We start from the raw sequence: 25,291 nt of genomic DNA, 5'->3' as shown, positions 1-25,291 counted from the left end.
AGGAGATGTCAAAAATACTGAATGTGAAAAGCCTTGATTTAGCAAAAATAGATAATCTAAGAACATTGACTGAGCGTGCAGCTGCGCGTTGGGGTGATAAGGTAGGGCTGGTATTTGATGAGTTTAACCAACAACTAACCTTTAGGGAAATAGATGAAAGATCCAACCAAATTGCAAATGTGCTTCGTGGACTTGGTGTGGAACCTGGAAACCGTGTAGCAGTTATGATGAAAAATCGTTTGGAATTTCCTTTAACGTGGCTCGCTATCGGTAAAATCGGAGCAATCATGGTACCAATCAACAGTTACTACAAGGAATTTGACGCGCAATATCTTCTGGAACATTCTGAGGCAACAATCGTTGTGACGTCATCAGAGTTTATCGCTTTACTTCAAAACATTAAAACGAGTGTAAAAACGCTAAAACAAATCGTGTCTGTGGAACAGGACAGTAATAAAGATGTATTGAATTTATCGTTGCTTAGTAGCCAAGTTTCGGTTCAACCACCTGAGGTTCCTTTGTACCCCGAAACTGTTATCAACATACAATACACTTCTGGTACAACCGGCCGACCAAAAGGATGTATGCTTACACATAATTACTGGCTGGCAATAGGACGAACAAAAACAATGACGCTAAGCCCTGGCATCAATGAAAGTGATATCTTGTTAACTGCTCAGCCGTTTTACTACATGGATCCTCAATGGAACTTTATTACTACATTAGCATCAGGTGCAACTTTAATTATATTAGATCGCTTTCATCCTTCAACTTTTTGGGAGAAGGTACGCGAATACAATGTTACCTTTTTTTACTGTTTGGGAATGATGCCAGCGCTTATGCTGAAGATGCCAGTATCACCTGATGACGCGAATAACCAGGTTAGGCATATTTCATGTTCAGCAATACCAAAACACCTTCATCAACAGCTTGAGAAACGGTGGAATACTCCCTGGTTTGAAGTTTTTGGAATGACTGAAACAGGTGGTGATATTTCTATTACCCAAGAAGAACATGATGTTTTAGTTGGTACAGGTTGCCTGGGACGAATAAATCCAGATAAAGAAATACGGATTATGAATGATCAGGATCAGGTTCTACCCCGTGGAGAAATTGGTGAGATGGTAATCAGGGGAATTGGTATTATGGAGGGGTATTATAAAAATCAGGAAGCGACAAATAAAGCTTTTAGAAATGGATTTTTTCATACAGGCGATCTGGCATATATGGATGAAAAAGGCTTGATCTATTATGCAGGACGGAAAAAAGAAATGATCCGTAGAAGTGGGGAAAATATTTCAGCTGCGGAAGTGGAAGAAGCAATTAAGCTTTATCCTGATGTCAATTACGCTGCCGTGATTCCTATACCGGATGAATTACGTGGTGATGAAATAAAAGCTTATGTTGTGTTAAACGGCGAAATATCAGGTCATACCGAGATTGTAAAAGAGCTAATTAAATTTTGCAGTGAGCGACTTGCCTATTTTAAAGTACCCAGATACTGGGAGTTCCGTCCTGAGTTGCCCTTGACACCATCTGAACGGGTGGCTAAACATAAACTGCTTGAGGAAAAAAGTGATCTTCGGATAGATTCATATGACCATACAGATGGGACTTGGCGAACTCGGTAAGAAAGTGATAGGGGGATAAATTTTTGTCCCCCTTATGGAATGATTGATTTCGACTCACTATGCTAGGTTCCAATATTCCTTCTGTATTTCTTTTACCTTATTAATAGCTTCTATTTGATTTGGATAGATAGGGCCTTCATGATATCCCAGGTCAAACGGATCTTCAACGACACTTCGCTTTCCTCTAAATGCTTCCAAAATCTTCAATGTGCAAAATGGTACATAGGAAGTACTGTAGCCACCTTCATGACAAGCTATTAATCTACCATTAAAATGCTTTTCAGCTAATGTTTTCATCCTTGCAGCCATTTGGTAGAATCCTTCAGCCGTTACAAGCATACGGCCCAATGGATCAAACCGGCTCGGATCCTGACCTGCAGAAATTAAAATTAATTCAGGCTGGAACTGATCGATGATTGGCTCTACCACATGCTCAAAAGTGTAGTTATATCCTTCGTTTCCTGTACCTGCAGGCAATTCGATGTTTACATTATACCCCACTCCTTCGCCTTCACCGACGTAAGATACGGATCCGCGATTTTTCGGAAAAACGTTTTCCTGATGAATGGAAATAAAAAGTACTTCTGGGTCAGAGCTGAATGCACTTTCTGTTCCATTACCATGATGGACATCCCAATCCAGAATGACGATCCGCTTAAGTCCATACTTAGCGCGAGCATACTTTGCAGCAATTGCAACGTTGTTGAACAGACAAAATCCCATTCCGCCATCCTGTTCAGCGTGATGACCGGGTGGACGAGTAAGGGCATATGCATTGCTGACCGTTTTTTTCATTACCAAATCGACTGCTGTTAATACACCACCAGCAGACAATAAGGCAATTTCATACGAACCAGGACCCACGATTGCATGTTCTCCAGCATCACCTCCACCTGCATCGCTCAGCGTTGTAACCCTCTCAACATAATCAGTTGTATGATTTGTTTCTATTTCCTTCCGCGTTGCATACCTTGGTTCTATTTGCTCAAGTTCCTTTATAAAACGTGAACGTTCCAGTAAATTCTTTATACGTCTTTTTGATTCCGGATTTTCTGCGTGGACATCTTCCTGTATCCAATTACCTGCAGTTAGCATCAGTGCACCATTTCCAGTCTGATGCCAAAAGTAGCTTTCGTCACAAATGAATCCAGTTTTATTTTCCATGGAAACCACCCTTTCATTATCCCATTATATAGTAGATAGCTTTTGAATAGTACGTTATTGTCTATTATTTTAGGAATTTTCTGACGCTAAGTTTGACTCTGGTCTGAGTTTTTGGTTACAGAACTTAAAGCGATTCATCCCACTTCTTCAGAGGTGGGATGAATCGCTTGTTTTATTTGAAATTTGAAAGTAGATTGCAAGACAAAGCAAAGATGAATTGGTAAAATATAGTCAGGAGGTGAACAAAATGCCCACAATTTCGTTGAAACTAGAACTGATGAAACCTACGCTATCAAAAGTAGAAATGTACCAAAAAATGACCGATTTGAATACGAAATTCGCCAACTGGTTGCTCGAATTCGAAGAATTAAAAACAGCTACATCAAAACATTTCAAAACGTTTTCAGAAGAAAAACTTCCTTCGGCTATCGTAAACCAAACGATTCGAGAGGTTAAATCCAAGAAGAAAAATCAAAAAGCGGGGCTTTTCCGTTCATTTTGGTGTGGATTCAACAATCAAAATTGTAAAATCGAAAAAGAAAACGACTTGTATAAAATTTCTTTTCCAACACTTGAAAAACGTATCGGAGTTCCTGTTATTGCTGAAACCTACCAACAACATTGGTTAGATAGGATTTTGGAAGGAAAGGCCAAACAAGGCGCGACTGAACTTTTTCAAAAACGCGGACGTTGGTTTGCTTCTGTTGCTGTATCATTTCATGCAGAAAAACCTAAAGTAGAACCTATTAAGCCAAAAGTTATGGGTATCGATGTGGGATTAAACTATCTTGCTGTAGCCTCTGTCGGAACAACTTCGTTGTTCTTTAATGGCAATGAGACGGCTTATATACGAAGAAAGTTTGCTTCTATTCGTAGACAAATGGGTAAAAATAAGTGTCTGAACGCAATCATCAAATCAAAAGATAAAGAGTCACGCTGGATGAAAGATGTCAATCACAAAATTAGCAGGAAAATTGTAGAATTTGCATTGGCGAACGGTGTTCGCTTAATACGAATGGAAGATTTGACTGGAATTAGAAATACTGCAAAATCAAAAAAAGAAGCAGGTCGAAGCCTGCATCGTTGGTCTCACTTTCAATTGCAACAGTTTATCCAATACAAAGCTGAGATGGTCGGAATAGAAGTGGAATATGTCGTACCAAACTACACATCTCAAACATGTAAATGTGGACATACTGCCAAAAACAACCGAAATGGATCGAAGTTCCATTGTAAAAAGTGTGGATATCAAACACATGCTGACTTAAATGCAGCTATTAACATAGCAAAAGCTATATCAGGACTTTCGAAAAAGAAAAATCAAAAGAAAGCATCCTAAACCTAGTGTTGTGGTCACAGCAACACCGCCTGTTAGGTACATGTACACCGAAGGTGTATGGAACGAAGCAGGATGAGGTGATGACACACCTCCGAACTAAAGGCTAGTTTAAGCAGAAATGAATTGGAAACGCAATAGCACTTTAGAATCCCATTGCTTTAGCTGTGGGAGTGTCAAATGTTGTTATATTGGTAGTTCAAAGACATTAGGAGGGAAAATCAGTGCTAGTTATCAGTAAAAAAGAACAAGAGAGATTGGTTGATATGCGCGAGGTTTTAAGTCATGTTGAAACAGCGCTGGTAGCTTTTTCAAATGAAGAGACACAGACTCCAATTCGTACATCCCTGCCTTTTGGAAATGGAGAAAATACAGCATTATATATGCCTTCCATTGCAGAAAATCTTAAAAGTCTGGGTGTGAAAGTTGTTAACGTAATTCCCCGAAATAAATCAATAAATAAAAAGATAATAAACGGTCTTGTCTTGCTATCTGATATTGAAACAGGTGAACCCCAGGCAATGTTAGAAGGTTCTTATATAACACGGATGCGAACAGGAGCGTTGTCGGGTGTTGCAACGAAATATCTATCAAGGGAAAACGCTAGAACACTGGGTATCATTGGCACTGGCGAACAAGCAAAAGGGCTGATTGCAGCAATAACTGTGGTAAGGGAAGTGGAAGAAGTACTGCTGTATAACCGAACTCAAAGTAAAGCGAAGGAGTTTGCTTCTTTTATTGAGGAAATTTACGATATACCAACTAAAGTGGTCTCGAATGCCAATGAGGTGATTGTGCAGTCGGATATTATCGCAACTGCAACTAATGCTTCTGAACCTGTGTTTTCCACAAACATGAAGCAGGGCGCCCATCTGAACGCGGTAGGATCATTTCGCCCCAACATGCAGGAAATTCCATCAAGTTCGGTAATTTCTGCGGATCGATTAGTTGTCGAGTCAATAGATGCTGCGCTCGAAGAAACTGGTGATTTAATGAATCCGATCAAAGAAGGATTTTCTTCTGAAAGTATTGTTGAACTAGGGAGAATTATAAACGGTTCACAGAAGGGTCGGTCTACTGATTCCGAAATTACAGTGTTTAAATCAGTAGGGCTTGCTGTAATAGATATAGTGGTCGGTCAGTATATTTTGGAAAAAGCAAGAAGAGAAGGAATGGGGAGAGAGGTTGAGTTGTAAAGTATAGTCCGTATAGAAAACTCGGTCTATCGCAAAGCCTTTATGGCCACTTAGTTGCACGTATCAGTAAGAAAGGGTTCATACTTTCTTCACTGTCAAAAAAGACAAGCAAAAGCTGCTTGTCTTTCTAATACGTAACATTACTTTTTTTATTTACATTGACTACTTGAATCCAAGTTTTCCCTGGGTTAAGGGAGATAATGTCATTACCGACATAAAAACGGAGATTATTCTCTTCATTTTTCCATTTACCCTTTACAACCTGACCATCTAAGAAAAATTCTGCTTCTCCTTCACCAGTTAAAGTTACATCTATTCTACCCGCTTTATCTCCCGGAATTGCGTGATGACCAGCATACATAACGATTACATTGTTTGCTTTGATTTGTTCTCCGGTTTCTCTATCGTAATGAGGTTTGCCCTCTAAATAACGATTATACAGATTAGACTCCGAATCATACTGATGAGTTAACCGAGTAAAATTATTATAAGTGATATTTACAGCAGTTGAAGTTGAGGAATTTTCATAACTGGCATTTTCATCGAATTCAAATTTGTCGTTCATGAGTTCCTGCTCAAAATTGCTCAGTCTACTCGTATATAAGTAAGCATTATGAGGTGCATATCTACTGTTATCTCTTTCGAAATATTTAGCCTGATAGATGCCATCAATGGTAGGTACGGATAAGTTACCTAATCTGGCATATGCCTGTGGAGAACCCCCGAAGTGAATATATGGGACATTCCAGGACTCAGCAATTGGTAAATAATAATGCCTTGAGCTTCGAACTGGTCCAACCTTTTCAGGTATATGATCATTAAAAATAGCAAGAAAGCGGGTGACATTACCTTCAACTTCCATCTCGTAAACTACGTCTGCATCTACCAACCCAGTATGAGGGCGGGCTTTCGGAGAGTTTTCAACCATTACGGCAAAACTATTCATTTCTGCATCATCCTTACGAACAGGCAAGCCGGTTGTAGGAGACTTCGGAACTACCTCTATCTCAGGGACCTCTTTCACTTCTACAGCGATTTCATTCGAACCAGCATCCTGTGCTGGTTTCTGAGTGTCTGTATCTTTATTACAACCTGCAAGTATAAGTAGTAAGAGTGTTAATATAGCTAGGGGAATTTTAATCTTCATGGTTTATTCCTTTCTATTCTTTAATATACTTCGACAAATTATCTACGACTATTCTACCATGAATTTAGACTTTATTGGTTCACAAAACAGAACTTAAAAAATTTATTTACAGCTTATAATTGCAGGAAGTTAAACTGGATAGCAGGCTCAAGCGAACATGGGTCATTCAAAAACGATATCCATATTTACTAGGTTAAGTTTATAGTGGTGACAGTATTCTGAGATTACTGTAAAGTGAAAGAATCAATTAAGAAACTGGGTGAATTGCTTTATGGTTAGGATTTATTTTCTTTTATTATTGGTAATGTTAATGTGGGGCTTAAATGTATCAGCGTTAAAGGTGCTGGTTGAGGCAGTTGACCCATTGTTGCTGACGGCTTTTCGCATCATGACAGCAGGTATTGTTGTACTGGTAATTTGTCGGGTAATGGGGATTTTCAGGCTACCACTCAAGCACGAGTGGCTCATTATTTTTTACATAGCAGTTTTTAATGTCATTTTTCACCACTCGCTTGTTGCAGTTGGGATTAATATGACAACCGGTATAAATGCCGCATTAATCTTAGGGATGATGCCACTCGTTACCATGATGATGGCTGTGGTTATATTGCGCCAGAATGTAACATGGATAAGAGTTGGTGGATTCGTTTTAGGATTTATCGGTGTTGTTGTAACAACCTTGACTGGTGCTGACGGGCTGGCTGCCGTCTCATTAGGAGACCTTATCATATTTATCGGCGTTGTGGTGCAAGGGTTTAGTTTTGTATTAATCAGTAAGCTGAAACCGACTTTTGATCCCCGGCTGGCAACAGGCTACATGCTTGTAATTGGAGCGGCTTTTATCTTTTTGTTCAGTCAGGCTTTTGGATCAGGAATCCAGGAAATCACTTACTTATTTGATTGGAAGCTTGGAGCTGTCTTTTTATTCAGTGCAGTTTTGGCATCAGCGTTTGGTCATATGACGTATAACTATGCCATCACAAAAGTTGGACCAGCAGAGGCAGCAATTTTTATTAATTTAAATACCCTTTTTGCGATAATTGGAGCATCCATATTTTTAAATGAAATCATTACGATGAATCATGTGCTTGGCTTTATATTGATTTTAAGTGGTGTGTTCGTGGGGACCGGCGCGGTGGAATATGTGATGGCTAAGAGGAGGAAAGGAAGAGGAGTGTAAGAGCGTTTTTAAGGCTGTAGCTGTGAGCTCGGACTTTAACATGTTAGGAAAAAATAATGATTTCCCATTCACCGGTAGCCATATGTTAATTACCGATAAAAAAGATTTAAAAATAGCTATTCCTTAATTGGGATAGCTTTTATTGTTTAGATGTCTACTAGATTCTTTTCTTAACACTTTTTACTATAATGATATAATTATAACTATTATGGATGAATGGTAAAGTCTATTACTCAAAACAAGGAGGAATATATATGGGAGCATTTTTAAGCTTAATAGGATTTTTCGGTCTTGGAACTTTTTTAGGTTTATCATTAGTTTCGGGGGTGCGAAGGAATGGTAAAATGAAAAAACATTTAGCTTATGCCGCAGTAGCATTAGTGATCCTTTTTATAGGTGTAATTATTTCTCCAACAGGTTAAGCAAACGAAAAATCAGAAGCAGAAAAAGTGTTGGCAAGTAGTGTACTATCTTTATAATTATTAAAAGATTATTTTAAAAATTTTGTTCATTCCCTCGATAATTTCATATAATTATTCTATAATAAATGAAAGCGGATACGTAATTTTTAGCAGTAAAGAAAGAAAAGGCTTTCTTTCTGCATAAGTGCAACTAAGACTTTTGACATAAGCCAAGTTTTTGTAGGGGGAAATCTAATGGAAATTGTACTTCAACAGAGACAAACACTTGATCTTGTGATGACTACTGAGTTAAAGCAAGCAATAGCATTGCTGCAATATTCCACTTATGAATTGTACCAGTTTATCCAGGAACAACAATTAGAAAACCCTTTAATAGAACTAGAGGATAAAAAGGAAGCATCCGACAAAGGGGAATTTATTGATGGTCGAAAATCAGGAACTTCCTCTTCAGTAGACCCTTTTGATTTTATTTCCAGTGATGAGAAGTGTATGCGCAGTGATTTAGTTGAGCAGACGAAGTGGCTGGATATTAAAGAACATGAGAAAAGCGTTCTCCAATATTTAATTTATAGTTTGGATGAACACGGGTATTTACCCTTAAGTGATGCAGAAATAGCCTCCTATTTAGAACTGACAGTCGTAGAGGTTACAAGGAGCATTTCAATACTTCAACAAATGGATCCAGTTGGATTAGGTGCAAGAGACCTAAGAGAATGTCTATTACTGCAAATAAAATATTATTATCCCGATGAACAAGTAGCAGAGCATGTTGTTAGAGATCATTTAGACTTACTAGCAAATAAGAAGTGGCATGTTATTGCTAAGACTCTTGGGATAACTTTAGAGGAAATAAAAACTGCCTATGATTTGATTAAAACTCTCAACCCAAAACCTTGTTCATTACTATCCAGTGAGTCAACGGAGTATTTAAATCCTGACGTAATAGTGGACAACATTGAAGGCAAGTTTGTTGTATATATGAACGATGGCTATCTGCCCGAGGTACATTTTAACAACCAGTACAGCAACAAATTAAATAATAAAGATGAATTAGGTAAATATGTACAAGATAAATTCCGGAATTATCAATGGCTAGTAAACAGTATTGAACAGCGGAAACAAACAATCCTAAAGATTACTCATGCAATCCTGCAAAAGCAGCAAGGGTTCTTCCTATGTGGTTTTTCTGAACTTAAGCCACTGACACTGAAGGAAATCGCTAAGGAAATTAACATGCATGAGTCTACTGTAAGTCGAGCAACAGCAAACAAAGTGATCCAAACGCCCAATGGATCTTTTGAATTCCGTATATTTTTCACATCAAAGTTACGTACAAAAGACGGTGATTCAACGTCACAGACAAAGGTGAAATTACTTTTAGAAGATTTCGTTAGACAAGAAAATAAGTTTAAACCTGCCTCCGATCAAAAAATAGCGGATTACTTTAAAACAACAAAAGGTATAACTATTTCACGAAGGACAGTAGCGAAATATAGAGAACAGTTAAAGATACCGCCAACCAGTAAACGTAAAGAATTTGAAATAAAATAAAACTGGTGCTTTCTCAAGTGAGCAGCACCAGTTTTCGTTATTCTTCTGAACCCTTATTATTTAATAGGGAAAACAATTGGTTGGATTGGTGCTCCAGTTGCACCCTCAATAGGCATTGCTTTTCCTACAAATCCAACTTTATAAATTTTTTCTTTTGCAAGTTCTTCAAGCCAGACAAGTTCTAAAATAGGAATGCCAACCTCTGCAAGCAAATACGTATGCACAGGAAAATAATTATCTATTTCAACTGAAGGCTCTTGTTCAAGTGCAATGTTGTCTGAGCCGATAATCATCGCACCTAGTCCTGCAAGAAACTCTGCCCCTTCCAGATTCAGCCCCGGAGAATTGGTTAAATACTTTTCGCGGTCTGGCCACTCTGCCATTCTACCAGTCCGGATCAAAATAATATCACCTTTTTCAACTGTGACCCCTTGTATATCCATTGTCTCCTGCAAGTCTGACTTACCAATTCCATATGACTCAGGAAGCATATCAACACCTTTTGCAGTTGCGACATCAAGCATTAACGCACGAGCTACGATAATAGGATAATTTTCAGGACCGCATTTATTCCAATGCCTATCTCCCAAATGCTCTTTAACGTGGAATTCATTCCAGATACTGCCATCGTAGCCGAAGTGATTAAGCGCATCAATATGTGTTCCACAATGGGTATTCATTGTGAGTGCATCATCAGAATAGCTGGTTGTTTCTTTACTCCCTGATGGAGCGTGTGTCATTCTAAGTTGAAAAGGTGGATCGTCTGAATCTGACCAGGCTGGCATCCCCTCAAAATAAGTAAGAGACAAATCAAATGTCTTTGTTAAATCAACAGATTGCAAAACTTTTTCTTTTGTTTCATTTGTAATGAGATTAAGACGTCCGATTTCGTCTTCTGGACCCCAGTGGCTTTTACTTGGTTTTTGTTGGTGTTGGTGAACGAAATTACACATTCCATGTACCCCCTGTTTAGTTATTGTATTTCATAGAACGACGGGAGAGAGGAGGATTCTTTTTTCTTTCCTTATTCATCGTATAAAATTCAGCCTCACACTGGATTCGAAAAGAGTCGTCCCACTTAATTATTTCCGATGAAACATCTTGATCTGGTAATTGATGTAAGGTACTACCATCTGGCGAGTAAACGGCGGATTGACCAAAAAATTCTAAATCACCCGAAGTACCAACATGATTTACTGCTGCCACAAACATTGTATAATCTAACGCACGGGCAGCTGCAAATTTATGAAAAGGTTCTGAATAAGGGTTTTCCCAGGCACTTGGTGCTAGAAGCAATGTTGGCTTTTCTTTTGCCAGTTCTGAAGTCACATCTGGAAAAGCTAGATCCCAACAGATTAGCATCCCAACACGGCCAAGCTCGGTTGATACAACCCCTAATTCATTCCCAGGTTGGAAAAGAACACGCTCACCCTCGGTTAATTGAATTTTTCTATGCGTGAATAGTCTTTTGCCATTTGGTGAAATTAAATTTGCTGAATTAAACACTTGGGTTTCAGAATTAGCCGTCTCAGCAAATCCATATACAATATAAAGATTATATTTTTTTGCCAAATTAGACAGGAAATCAAAGTGATCTCCTTCAGCGTGCTCAGCAATCGTTTTGTACGATTGCTGTATGCCGTACCCGTGAACAGCCAGTTCAGGTAAGACAATAATTGCCAAGTCTGGTTTAGTAGTTTTTAACTTAACAATTTCCTGTTCTATTCTTTTTAAATTTTGTTCAACTTCCCCGTACGCGAAGGAAGCTTGTATTATACCCATCAATTTATTCATGAAATCACCCGATATTCTCTTTATTAGAAGAAGGTAAAACTTGTTTGTTAGAATTAAATACTGTCATGAGTATCCAATATAAACTACCTGAAATGACAAAGGTTAAAATACTTGAACCTATTGCCAGTGGTGTAATATAAGTGAAAATTAGAGCGAATAGTGCCCCACCTATATAAGATACATAAGCATAAATATTAAATCCTTTTGTGTACTGATATAAGCCAGTAGTGTTGGAAACTATTTCTTCTTCTTCATAGTTACCTTTTTTCAATATATAAAAATCTATTAGAATAATCGCGAAAATTGGAATGTAAAGCGTCGCGATCAGAAGAACAAAATCAAAGAAGTTAGCCATTAACACGTCTTTAAATAATGCACCAATTATTGTGATAATTCCTAGCATAAGTGCAGGCTTCCAAAAACTTTTTGCTGGTATGACACTTAGTAATGACATATTGGCACTATATAATGCCATAGCATTGGTTGATAAAACAGAAAATAATACAACAATTGAAGCAATTAATCCAAATCCATGTTGAGCAAGAAGAACTGTTGGATCATAGGTTTGTTCCATTCCCTGAATAATACTATAGCCACCAACTGCAGCTCCTAGTCCTAAAGCAATTGTCGACGCAATAACATAGCCGAAATAAGTTGCTACCATTGCACCTTTTTCTCCTTTAGCACTCCGGTTGTAATCTGCTACAGAAGACATCCATGAAAATGCTGTTGCAATTACTATGTCAAAGGCAATAATTGCAGTGATTGCAGGATTTTCAGCGATTTGCATCGTAAGTAAATCGGTAACCTTGTAAACTGTGAAAAGCTGATAGAATATAACGAATGAAAGTACGAGCATCGCAACCGAAATGAACTTTTGCGTAGTTTCAATTCCGCGGATTCCGTAAATCGTTACTGCAACTACCAGAACCTGTGTCAATATAGTAAATAGGTTAATATTTGAATAACCAAAAATATAGTTCATAGCATAATCTAAGCTTAACCCAGCCATATATGCCTGAATCCAGCTCCATCCGACTAATACGATTGTGTTAGCAATAGCAGGTAGTATGGCACCTTTTTGACCAAAGGAACCTCTGCTTATTACCATAGTTGGAAGTCCTGTCCGGCTACCTATTCTTCCCATAAGTGATAAAGGAATGGCGCCAATTGCAGAACCGACAAGACTTACAATAATAGCTTCTTTAAATGTAATATTCGGTATGAATAACATACCTGTTAAAATTGTTGTTATAACAAAATTAGCTGCTATCCAGATAGCAAAGATACCAAACATGCTAACCTTTCTTTCGTGTTGAGCAAGCGGACGAATACTATCGTTACCTAGAAGACGTTTAGATTGAGACATAATTTTTCCCCTCTCTATTATCAATGAATTTATTTTTAATCATTTTGCAGTTCTAGGTGCATTTCTTGGCATAAAATAAGTAATACTGCCACAATTTCTTCAATTTCTAGTCAAGTTTGTACCAATCAAGTGATTCAAGTGTATTATATCTATTTACATGCTTAACCTCCGTGAATGCTGCCAATCCATGCGGTCCCAGTTCTCTACCGATACCACTTTGCTTGTATCCACCCCAAGGAGCTTCAACGTATGGTATGTGATAATTATTGATCCAAATTGTGCCTGCTTTTATTCTGGAAGCGATATCATTTGCGCGTGCAACATTTTTGCTGATAATACCGGCAGCTAAACCAAACTTGGTTCCGTTTGCAAGCTGAATTGCTTCTTCATCATTTTTAAACGATTGTATGGTAATGACTGGACCAAATATTTCTTCCTGCACAATTTGCATATGTTGTTTTACATTAGTGAATATTGCTGGTTCGATATAATATCCATCTCTATTTATTCTTTTCCCACCTGTTAAACAGGCGCCTTCATTAACACCAATAGTTAAATAGTTAAGAATTTTATTTAGGTGTTCCTCACTAATGATTGGACCCATTTCTGTAGTTTTCTCCACTGGAGATCCAATGTTTATTGATTTCATTTTCTTACATAATTCGTTAATCACTGTGTTATAAATCGACTCATGAATGAGTATTCTTGAAGAGGCCACACAAACTTCACCTTGATTAAAAAACCCTCCGAATAAGATCCATTCCACCGCTTTGTCAACATCGGCATCGTCCAATACGACCATTGGAGATTTACCTCCAAGTTCCAAGGAAACTCGCTTGAATGTCTTTGCACAGATCTCATTGATTTTTCTTCCTGTTTCAACACCACCCGTAAATGAAACTTTATCAACATCCGAATCGGTAGTCATCGCTGATCCTGCAGTGACCCCATCACCCAACACAAGGTTAAATACTCCTTCGGGAACTCCAGCATCAGTAAGTAATTCGGTAAAAAGAATAAGTGATAAAGGAGTCAGTTCTGAGGGTTTAAAAACAATTGTATTCCCCGCTGCAAGCGCCGGAGCAATTTTCCACATTCCAAGAAGGAGAGGGAAATTCCATGGCACAATAAGTGAGCAAACTCCAATTGGTTCAGAAATAACGTGACTAAGAGATCCATCATTCATTTCAATTTGCAATGGAGATTCCGATTTAACCAGTTCGGCATAATAGCGGAGACATGCGACTGAATCTTGTATATCCATTTCGGATTCTCTGATTGGTTTTCCTGTATTATTTGTTTCAATTTCAGATATTTCATCAGCATTACTTTCTAGTAAATTAGCAATCTGCAGTAAAACCTTAACTCTCATATCTTTGTTAAAGGACCAATCGGTCTTATCAAATGCGTATCTAGCCGCTTCCACAGCCTGTTTAGTTTGATTTTCTGTTGCTTCATATATTTCTGTCAGAATGTTTCCATCTGCCGGATTAATAATTTCCCTGATTTGTCCTTTACCTTCAACCCAAACACCGTTTATAAAAAGTTGTTCGTTTACCATTACGTCACTCCCTAGCTGCTATACTCTTACTTTTTTCTGTACTTTCTTCTTCTGCACGGCGTTTTTTCAATGCTACGAGTGTAATCATTTCAAAGATAATGGAAGAGGCAGCAACTGCTGTGATTTCTCCACTATTATCATAAGCAGGCAAGACTTCAACTAAATCAAAACCAACTAGATTCAATCCATCTAATCCTCTTACATACTCCAATGCTTCATAACTTGTCGGTCCACCTACTTCAGGTGTGCCTGTTCCGGGTGCATAAGCAGGATCGAGAAAGTCAATATCGTAGGAAACAAATACCTGACGATCCTTCACCCTGTCGTGAATTCGGTTCATAACAGTTTCATAACCGATTTTTCGTACTTCTTTCATTGTAATAACTTCAAAACCGAGATCTCTGGCATCTTCAATGTCTTCAGGGCCATACAATGGACCGCGCATACCAACCTGAATAGAATGTTCTACATCAATTAATCCTTCTTCTACTGCTCGTCTGAAAGGTGTACCATGCATATACTTTTCTCCGAAATAATTATCCCAGGTATCACCATGTGCATCAAAGTGGACCAGTGCGACAGGTCCATATTTTTTTGCGAATGCTCTTAGATGACCTAGGGTGATAGAATGATCGCCGCCAATTAAAACCGGGGTTATATCATTTTCTAAGATCGGAGTAAGTTGATTTTCGATTGCTTCATATGTCCGATGTATATTTCCCGGAATGATATCAACATCTCCATAGTCAACACCTGAACAGTAATCAAATATATTAATATTTTGATCGGGATTGTACGGACGAAGTAATACAGAAAAGTTTCGTACATGTTGTGGTCCGTTTCTTTGCCCGGTTCGATTTGAAGCAGCGGTGTCAAAAGGAACTCCAATAACTGCAAAATCTATATTCTCTACAGTTTCAAGGTGTTCTAATCTCATGAATGTTCGTGGACCGCAAAAACGTGGTGATTTTGATGAATCTTTAGGTTTATACATAAATTGTCCCCCCATTAGATGTGTTCATTAAATACAATGCAAGTCTCATGCCAACTATGAGATACCTGTCTCATCAGGATTTCTGGATTAGCTTTAATTCAAAAATGAATTAAACAGGGTTCTTTCTAATTCAAAATGAATCATTGAATCATTTTGAATTGATGTTGTATTTTTTTAACCTTCTCACAACAGTTGCTTGGCTTAAACCAAGGTATTTACCCATTTCATATGTTGTCTTAAATTGTCGGTAAGCCCGTTTAAGCCATCGTTTTTCTACATCATGTAAAGCATCCTGGAGAGTTTGTCCCTGATTTTCAAATGTTTCCATTGACCAGTTTATTTGGTCGTAAATTAATTTTTCGTCATTATTTATGAATGGGAGAATTTCTGGGTGAATCACGTTTGTATCGCTGGTAAGAATTAAACGCTCAATCAGGTTTTCAAGTTCCCGTACATTTCCCGGCCACTCATATTGCAACAAAGAATCTATTGTACTGGTATGAAAAGTCTTTTCAGTTTTATATTTCTTGTTAAACTTCATCGAATAATGGTGAATAAACATATATATATCATCTATCCGCTCTCTTAAAGGAGGTATTGTCACAGGAATAACACTTAGACGATAAAATAAATCTTCCCGGAATTTTCCCTTTATCATCATTTCCTTCAGGTCTTTATTTGTTGCTACTACTAAACGAAAGTCAACTTCTATTTGCTCAGTACCTCCAACTCTTGTAAGTGTTTTATCCTGGAGCACTTTTAATAGTTTAACTTGAATATCGATAGGTAGCTCAGCGATTTCATCAAGAAACAAAGTTCCTTTATGTGCAAGTTCTATTATTCCCTTTTTACCTTTGTTGTTTGCACCAGTAAATGAACCGGCTTCATAACCAAACATTTCGGATTCAAACAAACTAGAAGGTATGGCACTGCAATTTATTTCCCTGAAAGCTCCTTCTTTCCGATCACTGTTATTGTGCAGCATACGGGCAAATAGAGTTTTTCCTACTCCTGATTCACCTAGTAGTACAACTGTTGCATCAGATGCTGCTACTCGTTGAACCGTCTCACTAATTTTTCGCATCTTTTCATCTTTAATTACAATAGTTCCAATGCCTGTATCTTTTTCTTTTAATTCTTCAATTTCGGATTTATATTGACTCATTTTCTTTTGCAGTTCATTGTAATCTTCTTTTAGATTTTGGATTTCTGTTAAATCGTGTGAAAAACTTATCACTCGTTGTATTCTGTTTTCCTGGTCGAGGAGTGGAATGCCTGTTGCCATAACAACTTTACCATTTGTTGTTTTTTGCATTACCTGAATTTCTTTCTTTTCTTTTATGACAATGCCTGTAACGGAGGGAGAAAAGATTTCCTCCTCTTCTAACCGATATACAGTTTTTCCTACTAGATATGATTTATCTTTTCCGTAGATGCTAGCACAGTTAGCGCTAACCTTTAATACCCTCCCGGTTCCATCTGTAATTACGATGTTATCATTGGATGCATTAAGTACTCCTTCCAATTCCATTTGCAAAAAATTGTATTCATCCTGCATAAGATTTCCTCCTTATTTAATTAAATGGTTTCATTAAGAATGGTGTACAATTTATCTACTGCTTCAGGTATCTGTTCTTTTTTTATAGTTGCGAAACCTATAACCAAGTCAATTTTTCCTGTGGTTTTATAATTACCTGCTAACGTAAAACGCTTCATCGAATAAATTTCAAGCTTCATTTTTTTTGCATCTTGTTCAATTGTTTCATAGTCTTTAGTTGTTTTAAATTGAGCTAGAAAATGTAACCCGGCAGGTACATCATGGATTTTTATATTGTCTTTAAAGCGAAGTTGCAGTTGTTTGATTAGTTCTTTTCTTTTAACTTCATAATGCAGGTTCATCCTTTTTATATGTCTTTCATATTCTCCTGTCTCGATGAAATAATATAACGTAAATAAAGCTAATGAATTACTATGCTGCATTAAATCAGCATGGCGTTGTCGGTACTCTCTTAAAATATCAGGTGGCAACACCATATAACTCACACGTAACCCCGGTAACATGGTTTTTGAAAAAGTCCCCGTATATATCACGCGCTGATTTCTGTCTAAACTCTGTAAAGATGGTATATTATCTGTTTCATACTTGAATTCACTATCATAATCATCTTCTATTATGTACCGGTCTCTATCCTGGGCAGACCAGTTAAGCAATTGGATGCGTCTTGAAATCGGCATAATTTTGCCCGTAGGAAATTGATGAGACGGTGTGACAAATAAATAGTTGACTCCCGCTGATTCGATTTCCTCCATTCGAATGCCCTTTTCATCCAAATTAATAGATCGGACGTCAAACCCCATGTTCTTTAATAGTGTATAAAAACGGGAGTAACCTGGATCTTCCATCGCGACAATGGGTTTATTTTTTTGTATTTCCATTAATTGTTTTATTAATAACTGTGTACCTGCCCCAATGACAATTTGTTCTGGTTCACACCTAACTCCACGTGATAGTGAGACCATACGGGAGATGGTACTCCTTAACAGGAAGGGGCCCTGTGGGTGACTGATTTCTGAGAGTGCCTCTTTGTGATTAGTAATAGCTTTCTGTTCACATTTGATCCATTCTTTGAAAGGGAAAATGGAGATATCCGAAGTCATATGAGATAGAGATATCCATCCCTTGTTATCGATTGGCTGTTCTTCTAAATCGCGTGGTAATTTGTTTTGAATGGTTTCTCCTTGTTGAAACTGCGTAATTGATTCTACGTAATACCCACTTCTTTCTACAGTGTAAATGTATCCTTCTGCGAGAAGCTGCTCATATGCGTTTGTAATCGTATTAGTACTTACCTTTAATTGATTTGCGAGTTTCCTCTTTGAAGGTAACTTTACGTCAGGCTTTATTTTTCTATCTAATATTTTCCCTTTAATTTCTCTATAAATTTGTTGATATTTATAATTGCTTTCACTATCTATATCGGAAAATAGGAAATCCATATATTTCACCCCAATCTGGTACCTAATATAATCTCTATCTGGTACTTTTCATTGTACCAGATAATTGTCATACTTATCTATATATTATTTAAACTAAAGGAGATGGGTAAGTTGACAACATCTTATATATCAACACAGGATTTGCAGAAAAAACGAGAAGAGTTTGTACCTAGAGGAGTAAGTAATGGGAACTTAAATATTGCTCACGATGCATCTGGGGCAACAGTTACAGATATGAACAAGAATGAATGGATAGATTTTGCTGGCGCAATCGGAACTTTGAACGTCGGGCATAGTCATCCTAAAGTTACGGAAGCTGTAACTAAGCAGGTTGAAAAGTTCATACATCCTGGCTTTAACGTAATGATGTATGAGGGTTATATCAATCTAGCGGAAAAGTTATGCGAGATAACACCTGGTACTTTTGCTAAACAGGCAATTTTATTTAATTCAGGGGCAGAAGCCGTGGAGAATGCAGTTAAAGTTTCACGTCGCTATACAGGCAGACAGGCAGTTGTTTCTTTTACTCGTGGATTTCACGGAAGAACGAATATGACAATGGGTATGACAAGCAAGGTCAAGCCGTATAAGTTTGGATTTGGTCCATTTTCTCCTGAAGTTTACCAGGCGCCATTTCCATATTTATATCACCGACCAACCAATATGTCAGAAGAAACTTATGTTGATCAGGTTATAGAAGAGTTCAAAGAATTTTTCCTATCTACAGTTGCACCGGAAACGGTAGCGTGCGTGGTAATGGAACCAGTACAGGGCGAAGGTGGGTTTATTATACCACCAAAAAGATTTGTTCAATTTGTGGATGCTTTTTGCAAAGAGCATGGAATAGTTTTTGTAGCAGATGAAATACAAACTGGAATTGGGCGAACAGGCAAGTTATTTGCTATGGAACATTTTGATGTGGTTCCTGATTTATTAACAGTATCCAAATCATTAGCTGCCGGATTTCCGTTAAGTGCGGTTGTTGGCAGGAAGGAAATACTAAATGCTGCAGGACCTGGAGAATTAGGTGGAACATTTGCAGGTAATCCAGTGGCTTGTGCTGCTGCCTTAGCGGTATTAGAGATAATAGACGAAGAAAATCTACTGGAAAAGTCAGAAACTCTGGGTCAAAAAATAGAGATGAAGTTAAATGAACTTGCAATCAAGCATGAATACATGGGTGAAATCCGTCGCTTGGGATCTATGGTAGCAGTTGAGTTGGTTACAAGCCGTTCAGACAAATCACCAAATAAAGATAAAACAGCAAAAATTATTAAATATGCAAATGAAAATGGTTTATTATTACTTTCTGCAGGACTAAAAGGGAATGTTATTCGTTTCTTAGCACCATTAGTCATTAACGATGACGAGTTATCAAAAGGATTTAAAATTCTAGAAAGAGCTTTTGATTAAGTAAGGTCCAGTGTATATTCTCTAAAGAGTAAAAAGGAGTGTAATGTAAATGGCTACTATGTTTAATGTATATAACCCTGCAACAGGTGAATTAATTGAAGAAGTCACAGCTCATACAGAAGGTGAAATTAAACAGGCGATTAAAAAAGGACATCTTGCTTTTAAAAAGTGGGCAGCTGTTAATGCACATGAACGCTCAAAGTTATTACGAAGCTGGTCACAAAAAGTACAAGAAAATAAGGAATCACTAGCAAAAACAATGACCTTGGAAAATGGTAAGCCACTAGCTGAATCTTTGGGTGAAGTTGACTATGCAACAAGCTATATTGATTGGTATGCGGAAGAAGCAAAAAGAATCTATGGACGTACAATTCCTGCTGCCAGTGAATCTAAAAGAATTACAGTCAGCAAACAACCAATCGGACTTGTAGCAGCTATAACACCATGGAATTTCCCGGCAGCCATGATGACCAGGAAAGCTGCACCTGCTTTAGCGGCAGGATGCACGTTTATTGTTAAACCGGCTGTGGAGACACCTTTAACAACGATCCGATTGATTGAACTCGCTCATGAGGCTGGTATTCCTACTGATGCCATCCAATATGTAAATGGAAGAGGTAGCGTAGTTGGTGATATATTTACAAGTAGTGAGTTCATCAGAAAGATCACCTTTACTGGCTCTACTCCTGTTGGTAAGCAGCTAATTAAAAATAGTGCTGATACTGTTAAGCACGTCACCATGGAACTGGGAGGACACGCACCACTAATCGTAGCTGAAGATGCCGATCTCGATTTTGCTGTTACACAAACAATTGGTTCAAAGTTCAGAAACGCTGGACAAACCTGTGTCTGCGCAAATCGCATCATTGTGCATGAGAGTGTATTAGATGTGTTCGCGGATAAACTGGCAAAAGAAGTTCAAAAGTTAAAGGTAGGAAATGGCCTGGAAGAAGGAACGAATGTTGGACCAATCATTAATAAAAAGGGTTATGAAAAAATTGTGTCTCAAGTAAATGATGCTATCGAAAAGGGAGCTCAAGTATTGACTGGGAACAAATACGATACTGATGAGGAAAAGGGATATTATTTCGTGCATCCAACGGTATTGAAGAATGTCAATTCGACCATGGACATTATGCATGAAGAAACATTTGGTCCAGTTGCCCCAATTACCAGCTTTAAAGAAATTGAAGAAGCTGTTGAAATTGCAAATAGTACACCGTTCGGACTTGCTGCATATTTCTTTACGAATAACTATAAGACTGGTATGTATCTGCACGATCATCTGGACTTTGGTATCATTGGCTGGAATGACGGTGGACCTTCCGCAGCACATGCTCCATTTGGTGGAATGAAAGAAAGTGGGCTCGGTCGTGAGGGTGGGATAGAAGGAATTGAACCATACTTGGAAACAAAATACTTGTCTGTCGGCAATTTATAGACGGAACACTTGGAGATTTCAAGTTCATATTAATACCGTGATAATGCGAAAGTCTCTTCACTAGAGTGGAGGGCTTTTAATTTTTATAAATTAACTAAGCAGTCAGATGATATTCGAGGGTTTTTAAATGTAAAAAGCTGCTAGCTAGTCGTACATGTGTCACCAGATTCAAGTAAAAAATTCGGGAGAAATGTATAAATAGATGAGAGCGATCCGACTTTTTGAAAGTTTTGAGAGGTAATGAACATTTTTTAACCAAGGCTGTTTGACTACCGTTGCCCTTGAAGCGCCTTATTCTACATTTTACTTAACATTAATTAGAGATAAATAAACTTTTTACTTTAATTTTTCTGACAATACTATAGAATATAATATGTAGGGGGGTTATATTATAACTGAAATTTATAAGAGAAATAAATTAAAAAAATCGAAGAACCCTGGAGTTAGCATTGGACTATAAAAAGGATAAGGAGGAATAATTTCTCCAATTGTCTACCCGATAACAATACGAAGTTATTTTAATTCTATATGGAGGTTTTCACATGAAGGAATGGAATATTGCAGTAATACCAGGGGATGGAATAGGAAAAGAAGTAGTTCCCGAAGCTTTACGCGTTTTAGACACAGCAGCGGACATTCATGGAAACATTAAATTTAACTATACAGATTTTCCATGGGGATCTGATTATTATGTTGAACACGGGATGATGATGCCTGAAGATGGGATAGAACAATTGAAGGAGTTTGATGCCATTTTTCTTGGTGCTGTTGGTGATCCAAGTTTAGTTCCGGATCATATTTCGCTTTGGGGATTACTCTTAAAAATAAGAAGAGAATTTGAACAATCTATAAATGTAAGACCAGCTAAATACTTTGAAGGTTTAAAATCGCCTCTTGTTAATCCGAATAATTTTAATTTTGTAGTGGTTAGAGAAAATAGTGAAGGTGAATACAGCGAGGTAGGTGGTCTAATACATAAAGGTGAAGACCAGATTGCAATCCAAAATTCAATTTTCACCCGTAAAGGTACTGAAAATGTAATGCACTATGCATTTGAATTGGCAAAGACTCGTAAAGGTCATGTTACTAGTGCTACAAAATCAAACGGGATTATCCATACAATGCCATTCTGGGATGAAGTTTTTTCAGATATCAAAGACGAATATGAGAACATAGAAACAAAGAAATGGCACATTGATGCATTAGCAGCTTTATTTGTTACAAGACCTTTTGATTTTGATGTTATTGTAGGAAGTAATTTGTTTGGCGACATATTAACAGATATAGGAGGGGCTATTATGGGCAGTATTGGTATAGCCCCTTCTGCAAACATTAATGTTCCTGGTAAATACCCTTCTATGTTTGAGCCGGTTCACGGATCTGCCCCAGATATAGTGGGCAAGAACATAGCGAATCCGGTTGGCCAAATTTGGACAGCAAAGCTAATGCTGGATCACTTTGGTGAAAAAGAATTAGGTGATACTGTGCTATCGGCCATTGAAGATGCCACAAGAACTGGTTATAAGACACCTGACATAGGCGGGAATTATTCAACAACCGAAGTGACCGATGAAATATGTAAACAATTAATAAGTAAAAAAACCGTGGATTTATCTTAGTGGTAAGTAATAATAATTCAAAGTGCGTGACTTAAAAACACGCTCTTTTGAATTTTTTATTTAATATGAAGCAATTAAAATACAAAACTCAACACTCAAAGGAGTCGAATAATAATGATAACGGAACAATTAGTAAAAAATATAGCAAATACCAAATACGATGATATACCAGAAAGTGTTATTCTTCATGCGAAAAAAAGTTTATTAAACTGGGTCGGTGTAACAATCGGAGCAATTAATCATGAAACAACCAACATTTTAATGGAAGTCACTGATGACATTTCTTCAGAGAGGCATGCTACAATCCTGGGACGAAATCAAAAAAAAGATCTGCTTTCGGCGGTTCTCATTAATGGGACTTCATCTCATATTTTTGATTTTGATGATACACATTTGGAAACCATTCACCATCCAAGCGCACCAGTTGCCCCTGTCATTTTTGCGCTTGGCGAAAAGTATAACATACCACCTAAAGAGTTATTGCGAGCTTTCATATTAGGTTGTGAGGCAGAACTCCGAATTAGTAATGCCGTATATCCTTCTCATTATCAACTTGGTTACCATATTACTTCTAGTACGGGAGCTTTTGGAGCCGCAGTTGCAGCAGGTGTTATATTAAAGCTAAACGATGAACAAATGGCAATGTCCCTTGGTCTGGCTGGCACGCAGTCATTTGGATTGCGGGAAATGTTCGGGACAATGACAAAACCGTTTCACCCAGGTAAAGCTGCACAAAACGGATTATTAGCTGCACTACTTGTTGAGAAAGGCTTTACAAGTTCTACACAAGTACTTGAAGCCAAACGAGGATTTGCAAATGTATATAGTCCAAGTCATGAACTAGACAAAGTATTAGTTGATTGGGGGAAAGTTTGGGAGCTTGAAAAAAATGCTTTTAAACCGTATGCATGTGGAATAGTTCTCCATCCTTCAATCGATGCTTGTATCCAATTAAGTGAGTTTGCAACACCTGAAGAAGTTAAAGAGATCACGCTAGAGGTTCATCCATATGTTTTAGAATTAACTGCAAAAGAAACCCCAAAAACGGGTCTTGAAGGGAAATTTAGCATATATCATACAGCGGCAATTGCTTTCCTCGAGAAGGATGCATCAGAGGATCAATACCAAAATGAGAAAGTTAATGATCCCAAAACATTGGATTTAAGGCAGAAAATAAAACCGGTTTCAAACGATCAAATTGACAAAGATAAAGTGCTAGCAACTTTAATAAAGCAGGATGGTAGTGAGCATGAAGTATATATAGAACATGCAACTGGTAGTTTCCGTAACCAGATGACACAGCAAATGCTAAATAAAAAATTTGCAAAGTTGAGCACGAATACACTCGACAAGAAACAAACAGAGCAAGTTATTGAAAAAATTCTCGAATTTGACCAATTGGAATCCATACATCAAGTAATAGAATTAATTTAACTGGTCCCTTCTCAGGCAATAAATGAATTGGTGATGATTGACATTGCTCGGAATTACGTTGTTCTAGAGCCACCGGTTGTTACATAGAACGACGTATGTCGTTAGTTATTTTCCTTTTGGAAGATACCTTCGGTAGTGGCAATCGCTAGATTCTTTTGAATTTGCAAATTTTAGGATTAGTAATTGGCATCAAAACTGTCATAACAATAAGAGTACTCCTGACAAACAAATTGGGAGAAAGTATTTATCAAAGCCAATTAGCTCCACTTCGTTTTGCTTATTATTTACAGTCATAAATTGATGATGTTCCATCCGGATCTACCAGTTTCATAGTTCGGGTCATAATCGAAGGATAGAGCAAGTGTTCAGTATCGTATAATTCTTAGTTAGGTTGTGGCACAATGGTCATTGGAAGTACCCTCCTGTCTTTTTGGTTGTTCTGATATGCTACCATTTTACAGATTTGGAAAGGTACTTCCTTTTTTGCGTTTTAATACTTTGTTACACAAAGGGCGAAGAATTATAAAATTCATTCTAGAAATAACACTGGTGGTTTTTTTTCTAAGTTGCTTTAAATTGCAATTAAGAAACTGCATATGGAATACACTCTGATAATACAGTGAAAATTATGGTAAAAATAAATTTACGTTAAATGAATTGTGATAAAATTTAGTATTGACTAAATAGTTAATATATTATAAAATGATAATGTATTAATGTTATTACATTATAATATATAAATACAGTAAGTGAATGGATGTGAATTTTGTTTTTGATAGTTAACTTTTAAATTAAGGTAAAAGAGGGGGGTGGCAGTTTTGTACGTTTCGATTTTTAAATTTTTAGCTAAAAATGCTTTATTTCCTTTCCTTTGTTTGGTTTTTGTGATTGCCTTTCAACAGAGTGCAAAGGAGTTGGAGCCAATCGCCTATAATTATCCGAAAGGTATAATGGCCATTTTAATTGTTCTACTTGTTTGGACTATTTTCGCGGAGGTGAAAAACTGGAAAGCGTTGAATAAAGTAAGTGATGGTCGGCAAGA

Annotated in this window: 20 protein-coding genes; 11 read left to right on the top strand and 9 right to left on the bottom strand. The window is 37.5% G+C overall.

Annotated elements, in window-relative coordinates; translation table 11 throughout:
* The first annotated feature begins 5 nt into the window (after positions 1 to 5).
* Positions 6 to 1,631, top strand: coding sequence for an AMP-binding protein (locus ACOI1D_RS12190; RefSeq protein WP_422501564.1), 1,626 nt, complete (start codon positions 6 to 8; stop codon positions 1,629 to 1,631).
* 57 nt (positions 1,632 to 1,688) lie between these two features.
* Here the strand turns inward: ACOI1D_RS12190 and ACOI1D_RS12185 are convergent, their stop codons facing one another.
* The gene (locus ACOI1D_RS12185) at positions 1,689 to 2,795 is read right to left on the bottom strand and encodes a class II histone deacetylase (RefSeq protein ID WP_422501563.1); all 1,107 of its coding nucleotides are present in this window, start codon (positions 2,793 to 2,795) and stop codon (positions 1,689 to 1,691) included.
* A gap of 247 nt (positions 2,796 to 3,042) precedes the next feature.
* Between ACOI1D_RS12185 and ACOI1D_RS12180 the strand changes: the two genes are divergently transcribed.
* Both ACOI1D_RS12180 and ACOI1D_RS12175 read left to right on the top strand, forming a co-directional pair.
* Positions 3,043 to 4,134, top strand: coding sequence for an RNA-guided endonuclease InsQ/TnpB family protein (locus ACOI1D_RS12180; protein WP_422501562.1), 1,092 nt, complete (start codon positions 3,043 to 3,045; stop codon positions 4,132 to 4,134).
* A 221-nt stretch (positions 4,135 to 4,355) separates the two neighbouring features.
* A complete protein-coding gene (locus ACOI1D_RS12175; protein WP_422501561.1) occupies positions 4,356 to 5,327 on the top strand; it encodes an ornithine cyclodeaminase family protein in 972 nt (323 codons plus the stop codon).
* A 127-nt stretch (positions 5,328 to 5,454) separates the two neighbouring features.
* On the opposite strand, the gene ACOI1D_RS12170 is transcribed toward ACOI1D_RS12175, so the two are convergent.
* Positions 5,455 to 6,474, bottom strand: a complete 1,020-nt coding sequence (locus tag ACOI1D_RS12170; protein WP_422501560.1) for a DUF3048 domain-containing protein — start codon at positions 6,472 to 6,474, stop codon at positions 5,455 to 5,457.
* A gap of 271 nt (positions 6,475 to 6,745) precedes the next feature.
* Between ACOI1D_RS12170 and ACOI1D_RS12165 the strand changes: the two genes are divergently transcribed.
* From ACOI1D_RS12165 to rpoN, 3 genes are all read left to right on the top strand, one after another.
* Positions 6,746 to 7,654: a DMT family transporter gene (locus ACOI1D_RS12165; RefSeq protein WP_422501559.1), complete on the top strand. Its 909-nt coding sequence runs from the start codon at positions 6,746 to 6,748 to the stop codon at positions 7,652 to 7,654.
* A gap of 254 nt (positions 7,655 to 7,908) precedes the next feature.
* Positions 7,909 to 8,076, top strand: coding sequence for a hypothetical protein (locus tag ACOI1D_RS12160; RefSeq protein WP_422501558.1), 168 nt, complete (start codon positions 7,909 to 7,911; stop codon positions 8,074 to 8,076).
* Between the two features lie 234 nt (positions 8,077 to 8,310).
* Complete coding sequence (rpoN, locus tag ACOI1D_RS12155) at positions 8,311 to 9,627, top strand: RNA polymerase factor sigma-54 (RefSeq protein WP_422501557.1); 1,317 nt, start codon at positions 8,311 to 8,313, stop codon at positions 9,625 to 9,627.
* Between the two features lie 56 nt (positions 9,628 to 9,683).
* On the opposite strand, the gene ACOI1D_RS12150 is transcribed toward rpoN, so the two are convergent.
* The 7 genes from ACOI1D_RS12150 to ACOI1D_RS12120 all read right to left on the bottom strand — a co-directional run bounded on the left by ACOI1D_RS12150 (position 9,684) and on the right by ACOI1D_RS12120 (position 18,342).
* A complete protein-coding gene (locus tag ACOI1D_RS12150; protein ID WP_422501556.1) occupies positions 9,684 to 10,580 on the bottom strand; it encodes a cyclase family protein in 897 nt (298 codons plus the stop codon).
* Positions 10,581 to 10,596: 16 nt separating this feature from the next.
* Positions 10,597 to 11,421 carry a carbon-nitrogen hydrolase family protein gene (locus ACOI1D_RS12145; RefSeq protein WP_422501555.1) on the bottom strand — a complete coding sequence of 275 codons (825 nt, stop codon included), beginning with the start codon at positions 11,419 to 11,421 and terminating at the stop codon, positions 10,597 to 10,599.
* A 4-nt stretch (positions 11,422 to 11,425) separates the two neighbouring features.
* Entirely contained in the window at positions 11,426 to 12,790 is a 1,365-nt protein-coding gene (locus ACOI1D_RS12140; RefSeq protein ID WP_422501554.1) for a purine-cytosine permease family protein, read from the bottom strand.
* 106 nt (positions 12,791 to 12,896) lie between these two features.
* A complete protein-coding gene (locus tag ACOI1D_RS12135) occupies positions 12,897 to 14,351 on the bottom strand; it encodes an aldehyde dehydrogenase family protein (RefSeq protein WP_422501553.1) in 1,455 nt (484 codons plus the stop codon).
* A gap of 4 nt (positions 14,352 to 14,355) precedes the next feature.
* Positions 14,356 to 15,345 (bottom strand): agmatinase, encoded by a 990-nt coding sequence (gene speB, locus ACOI1D_RS12130; RefSeq protein ID WP_422501552.1) that lies wholly within the window; start codon positions 15,343 to 15,345, stop codon positions 14,356 to 14,358.
* Between the two features lie 148 nt (positions 15,346 to 15,493).
* A complete protein-coding gene (locus ACOI1D_RS12125) occupies positions 15,494 to 16,903 on the bottom strand; it encodes a sigma-54 interaction domain-containing protein (protein ID WP_422501551.1) in 1,410 nt (469 codons plus the stop codon).
* A gap of 20 nt (positions 16,904 to 16,923) precedes the next feature.
* Positions 16,924 to 18,342, bottom strand: a complete 1,419-nt coding sequence (locus ACOI1D_RS12120; protein ID WP_422501550.1) for a PLP-dependent aminotransferase family protein — start codon at positions 18,340 to 18,342, stop codon at positions 16,924 to 16,926.
* A 102-nt stretch (positions 18,343 to 18,444) separates the two neighbouring features.
* On the opposite strand from ACOI1D_RS12120, the gene gabT reads away from it, so the two are divergent.
* From gabT to ACOI1D_RS12095, 5 genes are all read left to right on the top strand, one after another.
* Positions 18,445 to 19,755: a 4-aminobutyrate--2-oxoglutarate transaminase gene (gabT, locus tag ACOI1D_RS12115; RefSeq protein ID WP_422501549.1), complete on the top strand. Its 1,311-nt coding sequence runs from the start codon at positions 18,445 to 18,447 to the stop codon at positions 19,753 to 19,755.
* 49 nt (positions 19,756 to 19,804) lie between these two features.
* Positions 19,805 to 21,196 carry an NAD-dependent succinate-semialdehyde dehydrogenase gene (locus ACOI1D_RS12110; RefSeq protein ID WP_422501548.1) on the top strand — a complete coding sequence of 464 codons (1,392 nt, stop codon included), beginning with the start codon at positions 19,805 to 19,807 and terminating at the stop codon, positions 21,194 to 21,196.
* A 542-nt stretch (positions 21,197 to 21,738) separates the two neighbouring features.
* Positions 21,739 to 22,815 (top strand): tartrate dehydrogenase, encoded by a 1,077-nt coding sequence (locus ACOI1D_RS12105; protein ID WP_422501547.1) that lies wholly within the window; start codon positions 21,739 to 21,741, stop codon positions 22,813 to 22,815.
* 114 nt (positions 22,816 to 22,929) lie between these two features.
* A complete protein-coding gene (locus ACOI1D_RS12100) occupies positions 22,930 to 24,249 on the top strand; it encodes an MmgE/PrpD family protein (RefSeq protein WP_422501546.1) in 1,320 nt (439 codons plus the stop codon).
* Positions 24,250 to 25,067: 818 nt separating this feature from the next.
* Positions 25,068 to 25,291 (top strand): hypothetical protein (locus ACOI1D_RS12095; RefSeq protein ID WP_422501545.1); only part of this gene is annotated, 224 nt, incomplete at its 3' end.

It is taken from the genome of Virgibacillus sp. DJP39, from assembly GCF_049310925.1.
Lineage (GTDB): Bacteria > Bacillota > Bacilli > Bacillales > Amphibacillaceae > Virgibacillus_F.
The sequence above is the reverse complement of the archived record's forward strand: the minus strand, read 5'-3'. Positions and strand labels throughout refer to the sequence as shown.